The sequence below is a fragment of the Tumebacillus lipolyticus genome (assembly GCF_042682745.1).
GTDB lineage: Bacteria > Bacillota > Bacilli > Tumebacillales > Tumebacillaceae > Tumebacillus_A > Tumebacillus_A lipolyticus.
In genome coordinates this window covers 1-16,140 of the sequence record NZ_JBHUIO010000024.1, presented here as the reverse complement: position 1 = coordinate 16,140, position 16,140 = coordinate 1, and the positions used below count along the sequence as shown (strand labels likewise).

19 protein-coding genes and 1 tRNA gene are annotated in these 16,140 nt (G+C 51.2%); 18 read left to right on the top strand and 2 right to left on the bottom strand.

The features are described 5' to 3' along the window. On the top strand, window positions 1–225 hold a 225-nt coding region (locus ACFSOY_RS20870; protein WP_386049784.1), incomplete at its 5' end, for a hypothetical protein. A 42-nt stretch (window positions 226–267) separates the two neighbouring features. Here ACFSOY_RS20870 and ACFSOY_RS20865 read toward each other — a convergent pair. Then, the gene (locus ACFSOY_RS20865; RefSeq protein WP_386049783.1) at window positions 268–795 is read right to left on the bottom strand and encodes a helix-turn-helix domain-containing protein; all 528 of its coding nucleotides are present in this window, start codon (window positions 793–795) and stop codon (window positions 268–270) included. 109 nt (window positions 796–904) lie between these two features. Between ACFSOY_RS20865 and ACFSOY_RS20860 the strand changes: the two genes are divergently transcribed. Beyond that, window positions 905–1,429, top strand: a complete 525-nt coding sequence (locus ACFSOY_RS20860) for an ArpU family phage packaging/lysis transcriptional regulator (protein ID WP_386049782.1) — start codon at window positions 905–907, stop codon at window positions 1,427–1,429. Between the two features lie 193 nt (window positions 1,430–1,622). Here the strand turns inward: ACFSOY_RS20860 and ACFSOY_RS20855 are convergent, their stop codons facing one another. Beyond that, window positions 1,623–2,231 carry a coiled-coil domain-containing protein gene (locus ACFSOY_RS20855; protein ID WP_386049781.1) on the bottom strand — a complete coding sequence of 203 codons (609 nt, stop codon included), beginning with the start codon at window positions 2,229–2,231 and terminating at the stop codon, window positions 1,623–1,625. A 257-nt stretch (window positions 2,232–2,488) separates the two neighbouring features. Here ACFSOY_RS20855 and ACFSOY_RS20850 point away from each other — a divergent pair. The 16 genes from ACFSOY_RS20850 to ACFSOY_RS20775 form a co-directional block, all read left to right on the top strand. Then, a tRNA-Ile gene (locus ACFSOY_RS20850) sits at window positions 2,489–2,565 on the top strand. A 121-nt stretch (window positions 2,566–2,686) separates the two neighbouring features. Continuing rightward, window positions 2,687–2,935, top strand: a complete 249-nt coding sequence (locus ACFSOY_RS20845) for a hypothetical protein (RefSeq protein ID WP_386049780.1) — start codon at window positions 2,687–2,689, stop codon at window positions 2,933–2,935. 242 nt (window positions 2,936–3,177) lie between these two features. Then, window positions 3,178–3,426 (top strand): hypothetical protein, encoded by a 249-nt coding sequence (locus ACFSOY_RS20840; protein WP_386049779.1) that lies wholly within the window; start codon window positions 3,178–3,180, stop codon window positions 3,424–3,426. A gap of 208 nt (window positions 3,427–3,634) precedes the next feature. Continuing rightward, window positions 3,635–4,543: a DUF5677 domain-containing protein gene (locus ACFSOY_RS20835; protein ID WP_386049778.1), complete on the top strand. Its 909-nt coding sequence runs from the start codon at window positions 3,635–3,637 to the stop codon at window positions 4,541–4,543. 58 nt (window positions 4,544–4,601) lie between these two features. Then, complete coding sequence (locus tag ACFSOY_RS20830; RefSeq protein ID WP_386049777.1) at window positions 4,602–4,772, top strand: hypothetical protein; 171 nt, start codon at window positions 4,602–4,604, stop codon at window positions 4,770–4,772. Window positions 4,773–4,921: 149 nt separating this feature from the next. After that, on the top strand, window positions 4,922–5,653 hold the full coding sequence (locus ACFSOY_RS20825; RefSeq protein WP_386049776.1) for a hypothetical protein: 732 nt from the start codon (window positions 4,922–4,924) through the stop codon (window positions 5,651–5,653). Between the two features lie 160 nt (window positions 5,654–5,813). Beyond that, entirely contained in the window at window positions 5,814–6,200 is a 387-nt protein-coding gene (locus ACFSOY_RS20820; protein WP_386049775.1) for a hypothetical protein, read from the top strand. 324 nt (window positions 6,201–6,524) lie between these two features. After that, the gene (gene terS / locus ACFSOY_RS20815) at window positions 6,525–7,379 is read left to right on the top strand and encodes a phage terminase small subunit (RefSeq protein ID WP_386049774.1); all 855 of its coding nucleotides are present in this window, start codon (window positions 6,525–6,527) and stop codon (window positions 7,377–7,379) included. Continuing rightward, window positions 7,376–8,824 carry a phage terminase large subunit gene (locus tag ACFSOY_RS20810; protein ID WP_386049773.1) on the top strand — a complete coding sequence of 483 codons (1,449 nt, stop codon included), beginning with the start codon at window positions 7,376–7,378 and terminating at the stop codon, window positions 8,822–8,824. Before terS ends, ACFSOY_RS20810 begins: the two co-directional genes overlap by 4 nt. A 13-nt stretch (window positions 8,825–8,837) precedes the next feature. Then, on the top strand, window positions 8,838–11,036 hold the full coding sequence (locus tag ACFSOY_RS20805; protein WP_386049772.1) for a portal protein: 2,199 nt from the start codon (window positions 8,838–8,840) through the stop codon (window positions 11,034–11,036). Between the two features lie 4 nt (window positions 11,037–11,040). Further along, window positions 11,041–13,797 (top strand): hypothetical protein, encoded by a 2,757-nt coding sequence (locus ACFSOY_RS20800; RefSeq protein WP_386049771.1) that lies wholly within the window; start codon window positions 11,041–11,043, stop codon window positions 13,795–13,797. A gap of 16 nt (window positions 13,798–13,813) precedes the next feature. Further along, a complete protein-coding gene (locus ACFSOY_RS20795) occupies window positions 13,814–14,197 on the top strand; it encodes a hypothetical protein (RefSeq protein ID WP_386049770.1) in 384 nt (127 codons plus the stop codon). Continuing rightward, the gene (locus ACFSOY_RS20790; RefSeq protein WP_386049769.1) at window positions 14,160–14,786 is read left to right on the top strand and encodes a hypothetical protein; all 627 of its coding nucleotides are present in this window, start codon (window positions 14,160–14,162) and stop codon (window positions 14,784–14,786) included. Before ACFSOY_RS20795 ends, ACFSOY_RS20790 begins: the two co-directional genes overlap by 38 nt. Next, the gene (locus ACFSOY_RS20785; protein ID WP_386049768.1) at window positions 14,783–15,166 is read left to right on the top strand and encodes a hypothetical protein; all 384 of its coding nucleotides are present in this window, start codon (window positions 14,783–14,785) and stop codon (window positions 15,164–15,166) included. The genes ACFSOY_RS20790 and ACFSOY_RS20785 overlap by 4 nt, the downstream gene beginning before the upstream one ends. Beyond that, window positions 15,153–15,620, top strand: coding sequence for a phage virion morphogenesis family protein (locus tag ACFSOY_RS20780; RefSeq protein ID WP_386049767.1), 468 nt, complete (start codon window positions 15,153–15,155; stop codon window positions 15,618–15,620). The genes ACFSOY_RS20785 and ACFSOY_RS20780 overlap by 14 nt, the downstream gene beginning before the upstream one ends. After that, a partial coding sequence (locus ACFSOY_RS20775; RefSeq protein ID WP_386049766.1) for a hypothetical protein occupies window positions 15,617–16,140 on the top strand: 524 nt, incomplete at its 3' end. The genes ACFSOY_RS20780 and ACFSOY_RS20775, both read left to right, overlap by 4 nt.

Below are 16,140 nucleotides of genomic sequence, written 5' to 3'. Positions count from 1 at the left end.
ACCAATGTACCTGCAATCGCCAGAAGAACTGCCCGGTTTGCGCATAACAGCACCACCGCCATGAGAGGAGGTGATCCCATGAAAGCACGAGTAGAAATTGTCGTCGAAGTTGAAGTAGATGTACCGAATGGAGCAACTGACGAACAACGCGATGAACTTGCGACAAAAGAGGCTATCAACATCATCAACGCTGGTGGAGCCTATAACGTGTACATTGACGAATAAGTCCGCGTCGATCTGAGAGCCTATAGCGCTCTCTTTCGGCGTTTACAAATCATGCTCCACCATCGTATGGCGAATACACGTTGGGCATCGATCTCCATCGCAGCGTGGAGCACTAAGCACGCCCCAGCCAGTATAGGCATTGGGCAAAAGGAGATGCCAGGTATCATCGATAGACTTTCCGCACACGGTTTTGCCGGCTTGCTGGTCATAGACGTGGTGACGCTTGTGGTTTGGGTGTTTGAGGAAAACATAGCGACCACCATCGATCATCGTGGTGTATGGCTGAGATGATGGGGGCACACGGAGAGCTGCCAATTCTCGCTCCAACTCCGCAACACGCTTCAGGAGAGCTTCGTTCTCCGTTTGCAAGCGATGAATCTCATGGTTCGACGAAGAGGACCGTTGCTGAATGAACGCATCTAAATCGGCAGGATCGACTTGATAGCCTGCTTTACGGTTTGCTGAGCGTGCGCCTTTGAGTTCGCCGGATCTGATCCAACGGCGGACCATCTGCTCAGAATTCGTAATCCCTTTATCCGATAGAGCCTGCAACACTGCTTTTACATCCATCGATGAGCACCACCTGTCAAAGTAATGTTACCTAACGTAATGTTACTGAGATAATATTACCATGTGAATAACGTTACTTGCAAGTAACAATAAAACATGAGAGGGAGAGATGAACATGCAACTGACCTTTGACCTGCCAAGAGTAGATGAACGAGCCACGCGGGCGGCCGTGAAGAAGGCATTTGAGCAGTACCACGATTACCGGAAGACGCTTGATTGCTCAGCAGCACCTCTGCACCTCGTAAAAGGGATCAAGGGACCGAGTGCAAACACGACAGTAGCTCGACCGGACACGGATGCCGACCTGATCCGATCGTCGCACCAACGCACCGCCTACGCGGACATGGTAGAGGTAGCGGAGCGCCTGCAACAACACCAAGCGCGCACAATCGCGATGATGGACTACGTCGATGCAGTTGAGCAAGCTGTAGCAAACCTGCCGGAGTACGAGCAAAAGGTCATGAGATCAACGCTCATGGTGGAGAAGCGGAAAAGGAGAAAGGACACCGTTATCTGGCCAGAATTGGGGCTGTGCAAGAACGACTACTACGAATGCAAGGAAAAAGCCGTGCTCCGAATTGCATTTGCGCTGCGGATCGAAGTCTATGAGTCCAAAGGGGACGACGCGGCGTGAGCGATGAGAAAATGCGGACTTTTGGGGGAGTTTTCGGGGAGAAAGTCAGGGAAAAAAATCGTGTCAACCCGTTGTATGATGATAGTGTGAGGTGCTTAGGACAACCGAGCCGAGCTCCTGACGATGGATAGACCGCTTGCGAGAGGACAGGGAGCCCGGTCGCGCAGGCGGTCTATCTTTTTATCATGTAACATTACTCGGTGCAATCAAAGACGGCTGCAACGTAGTCTTTGTACTTCATCCCAAATCCAGACGCGTGGCCCCATGCAAAGGCGAAGTGCCTGAGAAAATCTCGATCAGCATCGGTAAGGCGTTCGTGGTCGGGCATGGTTTTGATGATGCGAGAGTCAATGTACGGACGACGTGTGTCCTTAGCGAGGAGCACGATGTCTCGCATGTCCGAGAGTAAGTCGGGTGTCACTTGCGGCCAAGAGCAAGGTAACTCGATCCGTCCATATACAGGCGGTAGTTTCACAGCCATTATCTGGTCGGCGAGAGATTTTGCAGGTTCGGTAGGTTGCTGCTCGACGCTAGCAGGAGACAGCTTGCTTCGCAGCTCGCTGTTTTCCGCCTCCAGCTTGGCGACAAGCGCACTCAGGCGCTCGATTTCGGCACGCAATGCCAAATCGGGTCTTTTGGTATGGATAAAAGCTGTTAGATCCTCATCAGTGATCTCGTAGCCGGACTTGCGCTTGGTGATGGTGCCTTTGAGTTCCCCAGACCTGAGCCATCGGCGGACGGTCTGCTCAGAGTCGGTGATGCCATGCTGAGCCAAGATCGCGAGTGCTTCGGATACATTCATGGTGATCCTCCTTCGTTTTGTGAAGTAACATTATATGGAGTAATGTTACGTCGTGTTATGTTACACATTGTAACGTAAGATAGATAATGTTGCAACGTATATTATTTCATAATGTAATGTTACGACGTGTAACGAGGCGTATCATTGTATGATCTAATGTTACTTAATGTAATGCCATATTTGTAGGTGAGGTGGGGCGAATGTACAGACCGCTTGCAGATCATGACGATCAGAGCAGGCGGTCTATCTATTTATGCGGGCCTATAGCTCAGATGGTTAGAGCAGACAATTTATAATTGTCAGGTCGCGGGTTCAATCCCCGCTAGGCCTACCAGAAAACAAACAAACAATGCCGCAGAGCTTGCCTGAGCCTTCCTGAGCCGTTTTTCGATCTGTAGAGGGGAACAGTTAGGGTAGGGAAGTGAAGTGCTCTGACGGCGAAAGAGAGGACGAGAATGATTCAGAAATTCCGCAAGAAACCAGTTGAGATTGAAGCGATCCAATATGATGGTGGCAACGCAGATGAAATCGCCGCTTTTGTCGGTGACGCATCGCCGAAATTGAACATTGATGACCAATACGCAATCGCTACTCTTGAAGGCGTTATGCTGGCAAATGTAGGCGACTGGATCATCAAAGGCGTGCAAGGGGAGTTCTATCCGTGCAAGCCCGACGTTTTCGCTGCGACATATGATCACTCCTAGAGCACATTCGAGAGAGGGGTGAGTCCGATGCAGATGACATCCGCCGCATAGGAGGCAAGGGAGGATTGCAAACGCCTTGTCGTGATCATGCGGCAACAGGTACCTACAAATACCGCCGACAAGCACTATAGATGTTCGATGTGCACAATCAGACATCTGCGTTACCAAAGCTCATCACGCGCTGCTTCTGCGTCGTCTGGTGGGCTTCTTTGATTGCAGATAAAGCGAGAGGAGACTATGAGATGGAGCAGCAGGTATGGAAGCCAACCACAAGGCTACAGAAACGAATCGCTAAGGCCTTGGAAGCTAAGGGGTATATCTGTGTGGAGGCATTCTGGACACCCATTGCTCCGGGCGGAGAAATGCAAGGCTTAGAAGGCGGTTGGGAAGTATCGTGGGCGACAAAAGCTGATGATTTCGGCGACATCTTTGGATACAACATCGATGAGGTAATGGCAGAGATCATTTCTTTGCCAGTGATCACGCCATGACAGCAGCCGAGACGCGCAAACTCAACAAAATGGCAGAGGAGATCCGCCAGACTGCCGCCACGCCAAAGTGCCAACTCGGGCAGCGGTGTGAGTGGTTGGTGCCGTCCAGCGCGGGAAAGGCGTTGTGCGGGCGTGTGGTGGGGTGTGTGAAGGTGTAGAGGAATCCTCTAAAGTTTGGAGAATACAGCCTTTGGAGGTGTTATGTGAAATGACGGAAAAATCATTAAGCGAACAACTTTTTGAAGAAGAGTACGTACGCGCTATTGATCAACAACTAAAAGAATTTGTCCTTGAAAACAAGGATGTATTTCAGGCTGCCTTCATCAAAGATAGAGAAAAAGCGATTCCTCATACTCAGGTGTTGGATAAGATGTATTCGTTTATCTTGTTGTGTTTCACAGAGAATCTTTTCGAAACGAGTCATGAGGCAGAGAAATTATTCCTTGCCAAAATTGTGTCTAACATCCATGGTGTCAGGATGCTTCTTGACTCAGGGTGCCCAAGTGAAGCGTTGATGGTTACTCGGGGGCTATTAGAGTGCTATATTCTTTTGAAATATATGAACACGAAGTTTGACAAGTATGCTGATTTATACGTGAACCACAGTCTTTATGAGAGGTATTTTAGAGCTAGAAATAACGCGCATGATTATACAACAGAACATTTAGTAGAGTTTCGTCGGGATTACGATAAGGTGAAGGATCATTATGTTGAAAAGAAACCTTGGTACTACAAGGTGTTGCAACGAGACCTTCTCGAAAAATATGGGAGAAATCGCTCGAATAAACCGAAAAAAAAGCCATCGCTTATGAATATGGCTGAACTTGTTGGGCTTATCGAGAGCTACAAAATCGACTACAACATCTATTCGGTACCTGTTCATGCTTCATCATCGATGCAATTCCTCCATGTGAGGGAGGGAGACTACTGGCTTGCGCCAAATTTTGATGAGAGAATCATAGATAGTATTGTGTACTCGACGTTTAACTACGCGTATAAATCTTTAGATTTGGTACTCAAAAGAGAGGTAAAAGGGAAAACAGAGTTATATCGGACGTATTTATCATATTTGTGGGCAAAGGTAACAGAGAATGTAAAACCCAATTATGTGGAATAGCACCCAACCCGGGTGCTTTTTATTTTGCAATTACACGTGGAGGTGGTGAGATGGTGTAATGGCCAAGCAGAGATACACCGATGAGCAGAAGTCCGAAGCGATCCGCATCGCCCAGGAGTCTACGGCTGTGGAAGCCGAGCGAATCACCGGCATCAAGGCGACCACGATCAGGAGCTGGCTGTCACGCGGCTCTATACCCGTTGCAACGAAGAGAAGCAAATGGAGCTAGCGGCTAGCGTTCATTAAGCAGAAGATCCGTTAGACAGTCTGGTGTGTAGCAGATGTTCTGGCGAGAGACGTAACTTTGTGAATTGTAACGAAGGATTTAAACCTGCCGTGTAGAAGCAATTATAAAAAATAGGGCAGGAGATTAATACCATGAGTAAATCAAGAGAACAAAAAATGATTCCAAGAAGAGATTTTATTTGGATGTGTGTTGTCTTCTCACTCGTACTTGCTTCGGTATTAATTTGGACGATGGGAGACAGCGATAATGCTGGTAAGTACTTGAGCTTTGCAGCTACTGTTGTCTCGATAGTGCTAGCGGTGATAGCAATCATTATGCCGCTCATTGATAGTGCAGGTCAGAAGCAAAATATCTCTCAGATGAGAGATACAGTTGAAGATCTTGAAAAGTTTGCTGCAGGGCTACAGTCAACGTTAGAACAATCTGCCACATTGCTAGCATCTGTATCGAACTTGAGAATAGAATTGCAGGAGAAGATGGATGAGCACTCAGATTCACTGCAATTAATAGCTGAAAAGATTGACAGGGGATTAAGTGCATCCGAGGATAAGGAAAAGGCTAAAGTGCTTGAGGAAATAAAGCAAGATGTTGAAAACGTTCAAAGGCACACAATAATGTTGCATGATAGGAAGTTGGGGTCATTGAGGTGGGAAGTGGCGAATTACGTAAAAAAGCGGGAAGAAGGCGAAGAGTTTACCATACACGATGTGTTTAATGATTTAGCCCGACGCTTACCTGTTTTTAGGCTACCTAATTTAAACGATCTCTATGAATGGCTAGATACATTTGTGAAGCAGGGGTATCTTGAGGTTTTTGTGGGGCACGAAGGACTGAAGTACAGGAAAAGACCACCAAGCAAGTAGCATCCTTCATTTTAAGTCGCCTAATGGGCAGCTTTCACTGTGCCTGCAAAACAAACTCAAAACAGGAGAGAGCGCAGATGGTCATATTGATCATCGCCGTTGCCTCGCTCGGTGCAGTTTGCCTTGCTTCTGACCTTCGAGGGGAGAGAGGGGTGTTATTATGAATTTCGCAGAGATCACGAAAGAGGAAGCGATCGAGAAGCTGAGTGGGTACAAAAAAACAAGTAATGAAATTTTTGAGTTGCTGAAACAGTACGGTGAAGCCAAGGGTCATAAGCGTAGTGAACTCAAATCAAAAATTGAAGAATTGTATTCATCTGTGAAGCAGGAAGCGAAAGAGTACTACAAGCAGCTATCCAAAGTGTCGACCGCAAAGAACTACATCACCAAGGCGTTGTTTGGGCCGGCGATAGATGATATCTATGTCCACATATCCAGTGTAGCGAAAAACAGAGTGGGCAGCAGAGACTTTGAGTCTGCGGTATACAACATAGGGAGTTATGCTGGGCATTGGTTGGGATTTCTCCGCAATTCAAAGAGTGAGTGAACATCAAGAAAAGCACCCGAGTTTCGGGTGCTTTTCTTGATGTCGCATAGAGAATGCAAAAATCTGCATTTTACATAATGGATGTTGTCGGACTCACATTATAGTTGTAGTAAAAAATTCAGAGAAGTCAAGGTTTCGTGCAGTTTCCGCAGGTTCGAGCTTGACGGAATACGCGGTAAGTTTTATGCATCCACTGTGCGCGCACAAAGTCCAACAAAAGATAGTGAAATGACCGCTCAAACAGGTCGATTCGCTGCATAAAACTATGCATATACGCCTGCACTTGATGGCGTTTTTATTATGCTTTGGAGGTGGTGATATGTAGTGCCGAGAGCAAGAAATCCCAACCGCGACAAAGCCTATGAGATCTGGCTGGAGCATGGCAGCGAGATCACCAACCGGAAGATCGCGGAAATGCTCGGCGAGGACGAAAAGGTAGTCGCGGTGTGGAAGCAGAGGGACAAATGGAAAGTTGTACAACAATCATTTGAAAGTTGTACAACAAACGATGATGTGCCGCGAACGCGATCTGGTCAGCCCGCCAAGCGTCCGCACATGATTGGCAATCAGCGGGCGAAGGGCGGTCGGGGTAATCCGAATCCGCGACCGAATTGCGGCAACAAAGGTGGAGCGGCGCCAAAAGGCAACAGTAACGCAGTAACCCACGGCTTCTTTCGCAGGTACTTTCCTGATGATGACGAGGTGCAAGAATTGCTTGAGGAGATCGATGGTTTCAGCACGCTGGATATGCTGTGGATCAGCATCAAGACCAAGTTTGCAGCCATCATCCGCGCCCAGAAGCTGATGTTCGTTATCGACCAGGAAGATATGACAAAAGAGGTGGGGAAGTCCAAGCGTGTCCTTGGCGATTTGGAGATCGAAGAGACAGAGTATGTGATCCAATTCGCGTGGGATAAGCATGCCACATACCTGAACGCGCAGGCTCGCGCGATGTCAGAGTTACGATCGTTGATCAAAGACTTCGAAGCGCATGCCGACGCGACCGACACGCGGTTGCTGGAGCTAAAGCAGATGCGTTTGAACATCACGAAGACGGAAGCGGAGATCGAAAAGCTCAAAGGCGGCTCTGGTGGAGAAGACGACAAGGCGAAAGCGTGGGTCGAGGCGACGAAACGCATGGCTGAGCGTCGCAAAAAGCGTGGTGGTGAGTCGAAATGACAAACCAACCGTATGCTGCTGTTGTTGACCTTGAAGCTGTGATTGACCTCTACTACGACTATCCAGTGGATTTCGCAGAGGACATTCTTGGCGTGGAGCTGGATGGCTGGCAACAGCGAGTTCTAAGCGATCTGGCAGGACACCGTTTCGTAAGTGTCCGTTCTGGGCAAGGTGTCGGCAAAACCGCGCTAGAAGCCATTGCGGTGTGCTGGTACATCTGCACCCGACCGTTCCCGAAAATCGTGTGCACCGCACCAACAAGACAGCAGTTGATGGACGTTCTCTGGGCTGAGATTGCGAAGTGGATCGACGGCACGATCCTTTCAGATCTGCTTGAATGGACGAAGACGCGAATCTACATGAAAGGCTACGCGGATCGTTGGTTTGCGACAGCTCGGACCGCTACGAAGCCAGAGAACATGCAGGGATTCCACGAAGATCACATGTTATTCATTGCAGACGAAGCATCCGGTATCGAAGACAAGATCATGGAAGCGATTCTTGGCACCCTTTCCGGACCAGAAAACAAACTTCTGATGTGCGGGAACCCGACCCGCACAAGCGGCGTTTTTTACGAGTCACACCACAAGGACCGGTCCAACTACAAGACACATCGTGTTTCTTCACTCGACAGCCCTCGTACCAGCAAAGAGAACATCGAAATGCTGAAGCGGAAGTACGGCGAGGACAGCGACGTGTACCGTATTCGAGTCATTGGAGAGTTTCCGCGGTCGGAGCCCAACGTCCTGATCGCCTTGGAGTTGGCAGAGCTTGCGACCGAGTGCCGGGTGGTCCCGACCGAGACAACGCTGCACCTCGGGGTCGACGTGGCTCGCTTTGGTGATGACGAAACGGTGATTGCTCCGCGGATCGGAGGCAAAGTCTTCCCCTTGCACTGCTACAGCAAGCGGGACACGATGGAGACGGCAGGAAATGTTATCTATATCGCAAAAACGATGATGGCGGCAGAGAGCCGCTTGCAACGAGTAAAAATCAAGGTGGACGACACTGGTGTTGGCGGCGGGGTAACGGACCGCCTCAACGAACTGGTGAGGGAAGAGGGATTGCCCTACGAGGTCTACCCCGTCAACAACGGAAGTGTGGCGGACGACACCGAGTTCTATGACAACAAGGCGTCAGAAAGTTGGGCAGTCATCAAAGAAGCGTTGCAGGAGAATTTCACGGATCACGTGCAGGGCAAGCTGCCGACTGTCGAGTTGCCGGATGATGGCAAGTTGATCACCCAACTCACCACAAGGAAGTACCGTATGACATCAAAAGGCAGACTGCAGGTCGAACGAAAGGAGGATATGAAAAAACGTGGACTGCAATCCCCTGACCGGGCGGAGGCGGTCATTTTGTCGTTCGTCGAGCCGCCTGAGCCAGTGCCAGTTGTTGTGAAAACCGACCGTATCGACATTTCTGATCTTGCAAACGCCTATTGAGAGGAGGGAGCATATGGGGCTTCTTGAAAAGATCACGAGCTTTTGGCGCCGCGGGTCGCCGGAGCGCACCGAAGAGCAACGCCAGGCGGTTTCCACGCCTGAAGCTCATAACACCGAAGATGTGAACGAGACAGATCACCTGTACCAAGTCCTTCAAGTGGAGAGCGGGCGGCGTGCCGTGCTTCGCGATGTCGAAAGGATGTTGGAAGATGACCCGCTGGTCGATGAGACAAACGTCCGTGTCGCCCGAAAAGCTACTCGTGGCGGCATTTTCGTGACAGTCAGCGGATCAGGCAAACACCAGCAGAGTAAAGCGGCTCGTACAAGAAAAAAAGCTGGTCGCGGGGCTAAGGTTGCGAACCAGGCGCAGGCGATAATCGATGCGTTCCTCAAGAGGTGCAAAATCGATGGCAAGCTGCCGATGTGGGCGGGGCGACTCATTTCAGATGGCGATCTGTTTCTAAACGTGGTGATCGAAGAACAGCTCGGTCAGCCAATGATCTCGGCAATCAAATGGACGCCGCCTGCGATCGTCAAGCGTAACGAGGACAACTTCGGGAACTTTCCCGACCCTTCCCGAGCATTTTCAGAGATCGATCCAAAGCGCGGGGCGTATTTTCTGACCTTGATTCCAGAGGATGCGGTGCAACATTTCCCTCTGTGGTCAATGAACCACATCAGGTGGAAGTGGCGCGGTGGGATGTATGGTCGGAGTCAGTACGCGGCGATCCGGAAGCTGTCAAAACAAAACGCCACGGCTGATGATGACATGGTCGTGCGTCGAAAGACGCGCGCGCCGCAACGCCGTGTGCATTCGATCGGCAGCAAAGATAATCCTGGCGACGAGAAAGTGGTCCAGAAATATCGTTCAGAACATCGGGACACCATCGAGAACGGTCGGTACAAAGCGACCACGGATTACTATCACAACGGGCAAGGCGATGTGAAGAATCTCGATGGAGATGGCAACCTCGATAAAATCAAGGACGTGACCTATCTGTTCGACAAGCAAAACGCCGCCACGATGGTACCAAAAGGTCTGCTCGGCTTCGCTGAAGACATCAACCGCGACGTGCTCGATGAGCAGAAAGAGGAGTTTTACGATGCGATCGGGGACATCCGGCAGCTCTTGGAGTACGGTGACGGCGGTGAATTCTCCGGTCTGCGCGCGCTGATCGAGTTTGAGCTCCTGCTACACGGCATCGACGCGGAAGCAGTTGATCTTGTGTTCGATATCATCTGGCAACCTCTCCGCGACGAACCTGACGATAAGGTGATCGAGCGCACTAAAATGGCGTTAGATGCCGGCTTGATTGACAAGAGAACAGCAATCAACAACACCGCGCATATCTTCGGCGTAGAAAATCCCGAATTTGTCATAATGGCGTTGAAAGAGGAGGCGCAAGCGCGGGGTATGGCAGCAAAGAAGCCTTCTGCTGTCGATGAAAGGGATGATCCGGACGCGGTGACAGATTCGCAGGAAGAGGATGACGCGCACCTAGCGGGAATGGATGAGATAGAATCCGAAGCAAAGCTGATTTGGCAAAAGCGTTTCCGCCGCCTGCGAAAGCAAGCTTCGAAGATCAGTATTCCTCTGGATGACATCGTGCTCGACTCGAAATCAGAAGAAGATGAGGTCTATCTTAGCGAGGATGCTATTGAACAGTTCATCAATGCCGTTGCCTCGGTGCATGCTGATGACCGCGAGGTATACAGTGCGCATTTGGCATACGTCTACACGCACTCCGCAGTGATCGGAGGAACGCTGGCCGCAACAAACGTAGGCCTCAATTTCAAGCTCTTCCGAGAGGACATCTTCGAAGATTTGCTTGAGAAGAGTGCTAAGCGAGTGGTTGGCATCGACGCTACGACCGAGAGACAGCTACGTGAGGCTCTTGCAGCAGGCTTCCTCACCGGCAGCAAACGTGAACTGACAAAGATGGTTCGCGAAGCGATTGGTGAAGTCTACGCCAACGCTTACAAGAACCGATCTGAAGCGATTGCTCGGACAGAAAGCATGTGGGCGTACAACCGGTCGGCTTTGAGGATGTATGCAGAGGCGGGAGTTGATATATCAAAAGCACCTTCCTTACCCGCTCATATCCGTTGTCGTTGCACATACAGCGTCGAGGATGGAAAGGTCATCATAATAGTTACAAGCGACGAACGAACATGTCCAACATGTAAGGGGTTCATCGGAAAGGAGTGGTAAAGGAGTGGTAAAAGAAATGCCGGTTGAAACGCAAATACTGATTCCTTTTCTGGACAGTCAGAGTCCAGGTGGTGTTGATGTCGTGGTCGAGCCTTATCTGGATGCGACCAATGGGCCAGTAGAGATCGTTGACCAAAGCAATGGTCAGATCGGCTTCAAGGCGGGTCCAAAGTTCTACAAGATGCTTGGGACACGTGCAGATGTGGTGAACGGCAACAATCGGGTGTACCCGCGCGCTGTTCTGTCATCGATGGTCAGCGAGTGGAAAGCAAACAACCCTCGCGGGGCGATCGGTGAGGAAGGTCACCCTGACTCCTACAAAAGAGCCGACGGTAAGCTAGGATGGAAGTCCAAAACCGAAAACAAGTGCATCAAAGTTGTAGACGTTCTGGAGCCAGATCAGGCCGGAAACGTCTATTTTATTTTCCATACGATCGACACGCAACGTGGACGCGACCTACAAGCGGTGCTTGATGCTGGTGGTAGAATCGGTTGCTCGATGCGCGCTAGCGGGGCGGGGAAACGGGGGCGGTTGAACGGGAAGGAGGTCACGGTTGCCACCCGTTTGGAACTGGCCGTCTTCGACGTGCTTGACGATCCAGCTCTGACTGACACGCTCGGGTCGGCTGTACCGATCACGGATGGTCAGATCGATGAGATTCTCTCCGAGGATCAGGGTGGTCAGCGGGAGTTTTCTGACGCGGTTGATCCGTTCATCAAGCAGGTGAAAACGGCTGAGAAACTTTCCGATCTCACACGACTCAAAAATAGGGTCGAGCAAGAGGAACTGGATGCGATCGACCGCGCCGCTTTCGATACTGCCTGGTATAAGCGATGGTGGCAAATCAGAGAGCTGATCGAGGCGGAGGAGATGGACAAACGCGCCAATCGGATCGGCTTCTCCGATCACCAAGAATATCCCAATGGGGAAGAGGGGGACGAAAACTTGAAGTACAATTTCCAACAACTCATGGCAATGACAGATTCCGAGCTGCAACGAATTCGCACCGAAGAGGCAGATTGCGCGCCGATGTGCGACGCGATCCTCGGCCAGCGTGAGGCTGAGAAGCAGAAGAACGAACTTGATACCTTGCGCCAAGCGGATGAGCAGCGCAAGAACCGCGAAGCGGCTCAGACGTACATCGATAGCCAGGAAGTGCAAGACAAAATCGCCAAACTTGCGCCGCATGTCCAAAAAGTCGTAACCGACAAAATTGACCTGACCAGCAAGGACGTAGCAGAGAAGACATTCAACGATGCTTTCGACTTCGCTGTGCAGCTTTCTGCTGACAATAAGCTGAAAAACCTCGGCTTCGACCGGAATAACCCGATCGCGGATGCTCAGGCTCGCGTGAACAGTGGCGTGGAGCGCGTTGGCGAGGAAAACGGTTGGATGGAAGTGGCCGACAAACTGCGAGAAGCTGTCGAAGACGTGCAGTCCGTTGTTGACAGCGTGGACGAAAACACCAAGAAGCTGAACAAGCATGTCGTGAAAGAAGTTCTCGACGCGTTCGATGCAGCAAATGGCGATCGACTTTCTTTGTTCGCTGACTCCTTCGATACATCGACTACGACCACGAGCGTGATGAATGGCGTCATCTTCGAGCGACAGATCATCGAGCAGGTCTTTCAGACCATGATCGCACTCCACTTCGTGGAAACAGGCACGTTTAAGGGTCAATTCGCTAAGATTCCGCGTGAGACTTACGCTCGATCCAACAGCCGTCCGACCCGAAACGGTGAATTGAAGCCGATGGCGAAGGGGAAGTTGAGCCTCGACTTCTTGCAGATCGTGGCACGCACCCGGAAATTGGCCGCCGAAATCTCCCTCGAAACTATGACTTTTCTCAAGTCTGGCCCGCTGAACTACAACGCGCTGGCTCGACTGGTTTACCATATTGCCGAAGATCTGAAGCGTGAAACGTCTCTGGACTTGCACGAAGAGATGCTTTTGTCGGCTGATGAGCACGGCGCGATTCGTGTGAACGGCGAAACACCGAAGATCAGCTCTGACCGCGCCACGATCACGCTGTTGCGCGGTGGGACTCTGACAGAACCGAATCGCTACGTCCCGATCGTCCGCGAGCGCTTATCGAATGTGCTCACGGAGAGCGGCGTACAAAATCAGGTGCTTAACAAGATCGTGGTCAAAGTGGACGGAGTAGAAGTCGATCTGTCGACAGCCGAAATTGACTACGACAACGGCACCATCACCTTCGATGACGCACTGTTGGACGGCGCAGTCACCGTCGACTACAGCTATGTCACCAACATCCAACTGTTCAATCTGACGCCAGCCGCGGGCGTGGAGTACGAAAAGCACCTGAACAAGCTCTTGCATCTGATCGGTGCGCAAAAGGCTGCAATGGGCTCCGCGCCGAATTTCTATCGTCCGAATTTCGGCCTGATGTCAGAAGTCCTCTCCAACGAGATCTCGCAGGCTGAGCTCTTTAAGACGTGGAGCAAGATGAACGGATCTGACCTCAACCCGACCGGGTGGGTGGCGCAGATCAAGGGCATCAACATGGTCGAGCACAACGAGCCGTGGAGCGCCGGTGATTCGCGTCTCCTGCTTGGACAGCGTGGTGCAACTAAATACGCGATTGAAACTGGAATGACCATGAAAGGCCCGTTCGAGACACGTACCGATGATGGAGAGCTGAATGGCGGCGAAGAGATCTACCTGTTCTGCAATGACGCGATCAAGACACCGATTCAGCAAAAGCTTCGTACGATCAAGTTTTATCGTTCCGAGCAATAATCGGAGGTGATGGCACATGAACCAGAAATTCCACCCGCCTGGGTCTGACCCGATCATCGTTAACGGACGGATCGTGCAACCTGGGTCATTTTATGCCCCGCCAAAAGGTCATGTCGAATTCATTACAACCAATGATCCAGCGAAGGAGCAAACCATTCGGAACCCGTTCCTTGCTCCACTCGCTGGCCTTACTTCGGTCGGCGGGGGAAGCGATAATCCTTCGACGATCGAGCTGCCCTCCTATGACAGCATCACGGTCAACGAAATGAAGACCCAATTGGAAGACTGGGGCGTCGACTATTCTGGTCACGACAAGGATAAGTCGACGCTCTACGCTTTCTTTGTAGAGGAGGCGAGGCGGCATGCCGAAGCTAACGGAGCTGATCAGCAAGGTTCGTAGCCAGATCAGCGACACAAAAGGCGTAGTCTTCGCTCCGGAGAGACAAGAAGAGGGGGAAACGATTCAAGATGAGCTGAAGTCGATCGTCCTCGACGCGGTGAGCGATTACAGTCGCTGGAACCCGGCGCAGAACCGACGCGGTCGCATCGATGTGGTGATCGACCAGTCAGACTACGAGCTGCCGCCAGACTTCGTGGGAATGGAAGTGGAGCCTTCGCTAAGCTTCCTACTTTCCGAAAAAGTGCTGATAATGAAGGAGTCTCCGACACAGGCAGGCTCCTTCTCGTTTTTCTACAAGGGCATGCGGACGCCGGAATCGGTTCCAGAGTACGATGTCCCCGCTGTCGTGTGGCTCGCGTCAGCCAATGCGTTGCGTGCTGTGCTCGCCGATCAGGAGCGGCTGCAGCGCTACATCAACTACAAAATTCCGAATGCATCGGAGATCGATGCTCATCCGGCATCGCGTGTGGTCGAACAGATCAACAAGGCGGCACAGGATCTGGAGCGGCAATACAACAAGAGGATGGAGCCCTATCAAAAGGCGCAGCTCGAAGTGGTCGCTCGGGGTCCCTACATGACTTTCGGATGAGCAAGTTGCTGGACTATATTCGTGCGGACACAGGTCGGCGCTTCGCGGAGCAAGGAGTTACGATCATTCTACTCGACCGAACAGTCACAGAAAAAAACGCGCTGGATGAGCCTGTAAGGGTGAGCGTGGTCGAGCGACCGCAGGTCGTCATCATACAGGCTCAACCCAACGTGGTGGTTAACGAGAGTGGAGTTGACCTATACAGAGGCGATCTCAACTTCTTGGCTCCGCTGGACACGGAGATCAAGAAAGGGTCGGCACTGAAACACGACGGGAAGCTGTTTTCGGTAAGCGAGATGGAGGTTGCTCCCCCTTTCTTTGGAGAGTCGTTTTACTACATTTGCACAGCGGAAAGGAGCCACGTGAATGGATCTGAATGATCTTGCGAAGCAGCTCTACATGATGGCGGACGATCTGCATGCAGGTTTGGCGGATGGCTTAATTATCACGGCGACCAAAACCGCTTCAAACGCAAAGAAGCGCCTCGGCCATTATCAAGAATTCTGGCCAAAGCTAAAGGAAACAACGATCCGTAGGAAGTTCGGTAAAAACAAGACCGCTTCAAAAATTCGCATGAAACGGGGAGGTTCAGGTTCCGAATCCCCACTCGTCGACACAGGGATCATGCGCGCCAGTATCACGAGCAAAGTAGATCGCGGTTCTTTGCAAGCAGAGGTGGGGACTCCTGCAATTCAGGCAGCGACTCATGAATTCGGGGACGAATCAAGAGGCATCCCAGCGCGGCCATATCTGCGACCAGCATTGCATGAGGAGATGGAACACATCGAGGACAGCCTGGCAACGGGCATCGCGAAACGGGTGAGAGCCAAATGATCCGAAATGAAATCGAAATCGTTTATGCTACGCTCGGCTCTTTGGTGAAATCGTATCCTGAGTTGTCGAGCCCGCCGCGAATGGTGTACGACTACACGCCAGAGCGAATTATGGGAGATGCGTTCCCTGCGGTCGGCATCCAAAGATTGAGCAACCCACAGCACAAGCTCATCGACAAGCACGATGACTATGCTCGATCGACGCACAACGACGTGGAGTATGTTTGGAAAGAGGCTGGTCGATTCGATGTGGCTTGTCAGGTAGCTCTATTTGTCAGTGCAAGCGAGACGATCGCCAACCCGACAGCCTTCCTGCGCGGTTGGGTGCACCACATCGAAAAGCGGATCATTGACGAGGTTCGTTTCTCCACGATTGGCGATCCGGTGGCAGGCGAAATGCTACGACTACGTAGCCTTTCCGAGCCGTTCCACCAAGAGGCTAAGCTGCTCGTCTCCGCGAAGCTCACTCTCCATGCCGAAGGGAAGTATCTCAGTGCTCAAAAAACGATCTTCGAAGAGCC

Coding starts and splice junctions, on each gene's coding strand:
- ACFSOY_RS20865 (WP_386049783.1), bottom strand. CDS start 795: ATGGATGTAAAAGCAGTGTTGCAGGCTCTATCGGATAAAGGGATTACG.
- ACFSOY_RS20860 (WP_386049782.1), top strand. CDS start 905: ATGAACATGCAACTGACCTTTGACCTGCCAAGAGTAGATGAACGAGCC.
- ACFSOY_RS20855 (WP_386049781.1), bottom strand. CDS start 2,231: ATGAATGTATCCGAAGCACTCGCGATCTTGGCTCAGCATGGCATCACC.
- ACFSOY_RS20845 (WP_386049780.1), top strand. CDS start 2,687: ATGATTCAGAAATTCCGCAAGAAACCAGTTGAGATTGAAGCGATCCAA.
- ACFSOY_RS20840 (WP_386049779.1), top strand. CDS start 3,178: ATGGAGCAGCAGGTATGGAAGCCAACCACAAGGCTACAGAAACGAATC.
- ACFSOY_RS20835 (WP_386049778.1), top strand. CDS start 3,635: ATGACGGAAAAATCATTAAGCGAACAACTTTTTGAAGAAGAGTACGTA.
- ACFSOY_RS20830 (WP_386049777.1), top strand. CDS start 4,602: ATGGCCAAGCAGAGATACACCGATGAGCAGAAGTCCGAAGCGATCCGC.
- ACFSOY_RS20825 (WP_386049776.1), top strand. CDS start 4,922: ATGAGTAAATCAAGAGAACAAAAAATGATTCCAAGAAGAGATTTTATT.
- ACFSOY_RS20820 (WP_386049775.1), top strand. CDS start 5,814: ATGAATTTCGCAGAGATCACGAAAGAGGAAGCGATCGAGAAGCTGAGT.
- ACFSOY_RS20810 (WP_386049773.1), top strand. CDS start 7,376: ATGACAAACCAACCGTATGCTGCTGTTGTTGACCTTGAAGCTGTGATT.
- ACFSOY_RS20805 (WP_386049772.1), top strand. CDS start 8,838: ATGGGGCTTCTTGAAAAGATCACGAGCTTTTGGCGCCGCGGGTCGCCG.
- ACFSOY_RS20795 (WP_386049770.1), top strand. CDS start 13,814: ATGAACCAGAAATTCCACCCGCCTGGGTCTGACCCGATCATCGTTAAC.
- ACFSOY_RS20790 (WP_386049769.1), top strand. CDS start 14,160: ATGCCGAAGCTAACGGAGCTGATCAGCAAGGTTCGTAGCCAGATCAGC.
- ACFSOY_RS20785 (WP_386049768.1), top strand. CDS start 14,783: ATGAGCAAGTTGCTGGACTATATTCGTGCGGACACAGGTCGGCGCTTC.
- ACFSOY_RS20780 (WP_386049767.1), top strand. CDS start 15,153: ATGGATCTGAATGATCTTGCGAAGCAGCTCTACATGATGGCGGACGAT.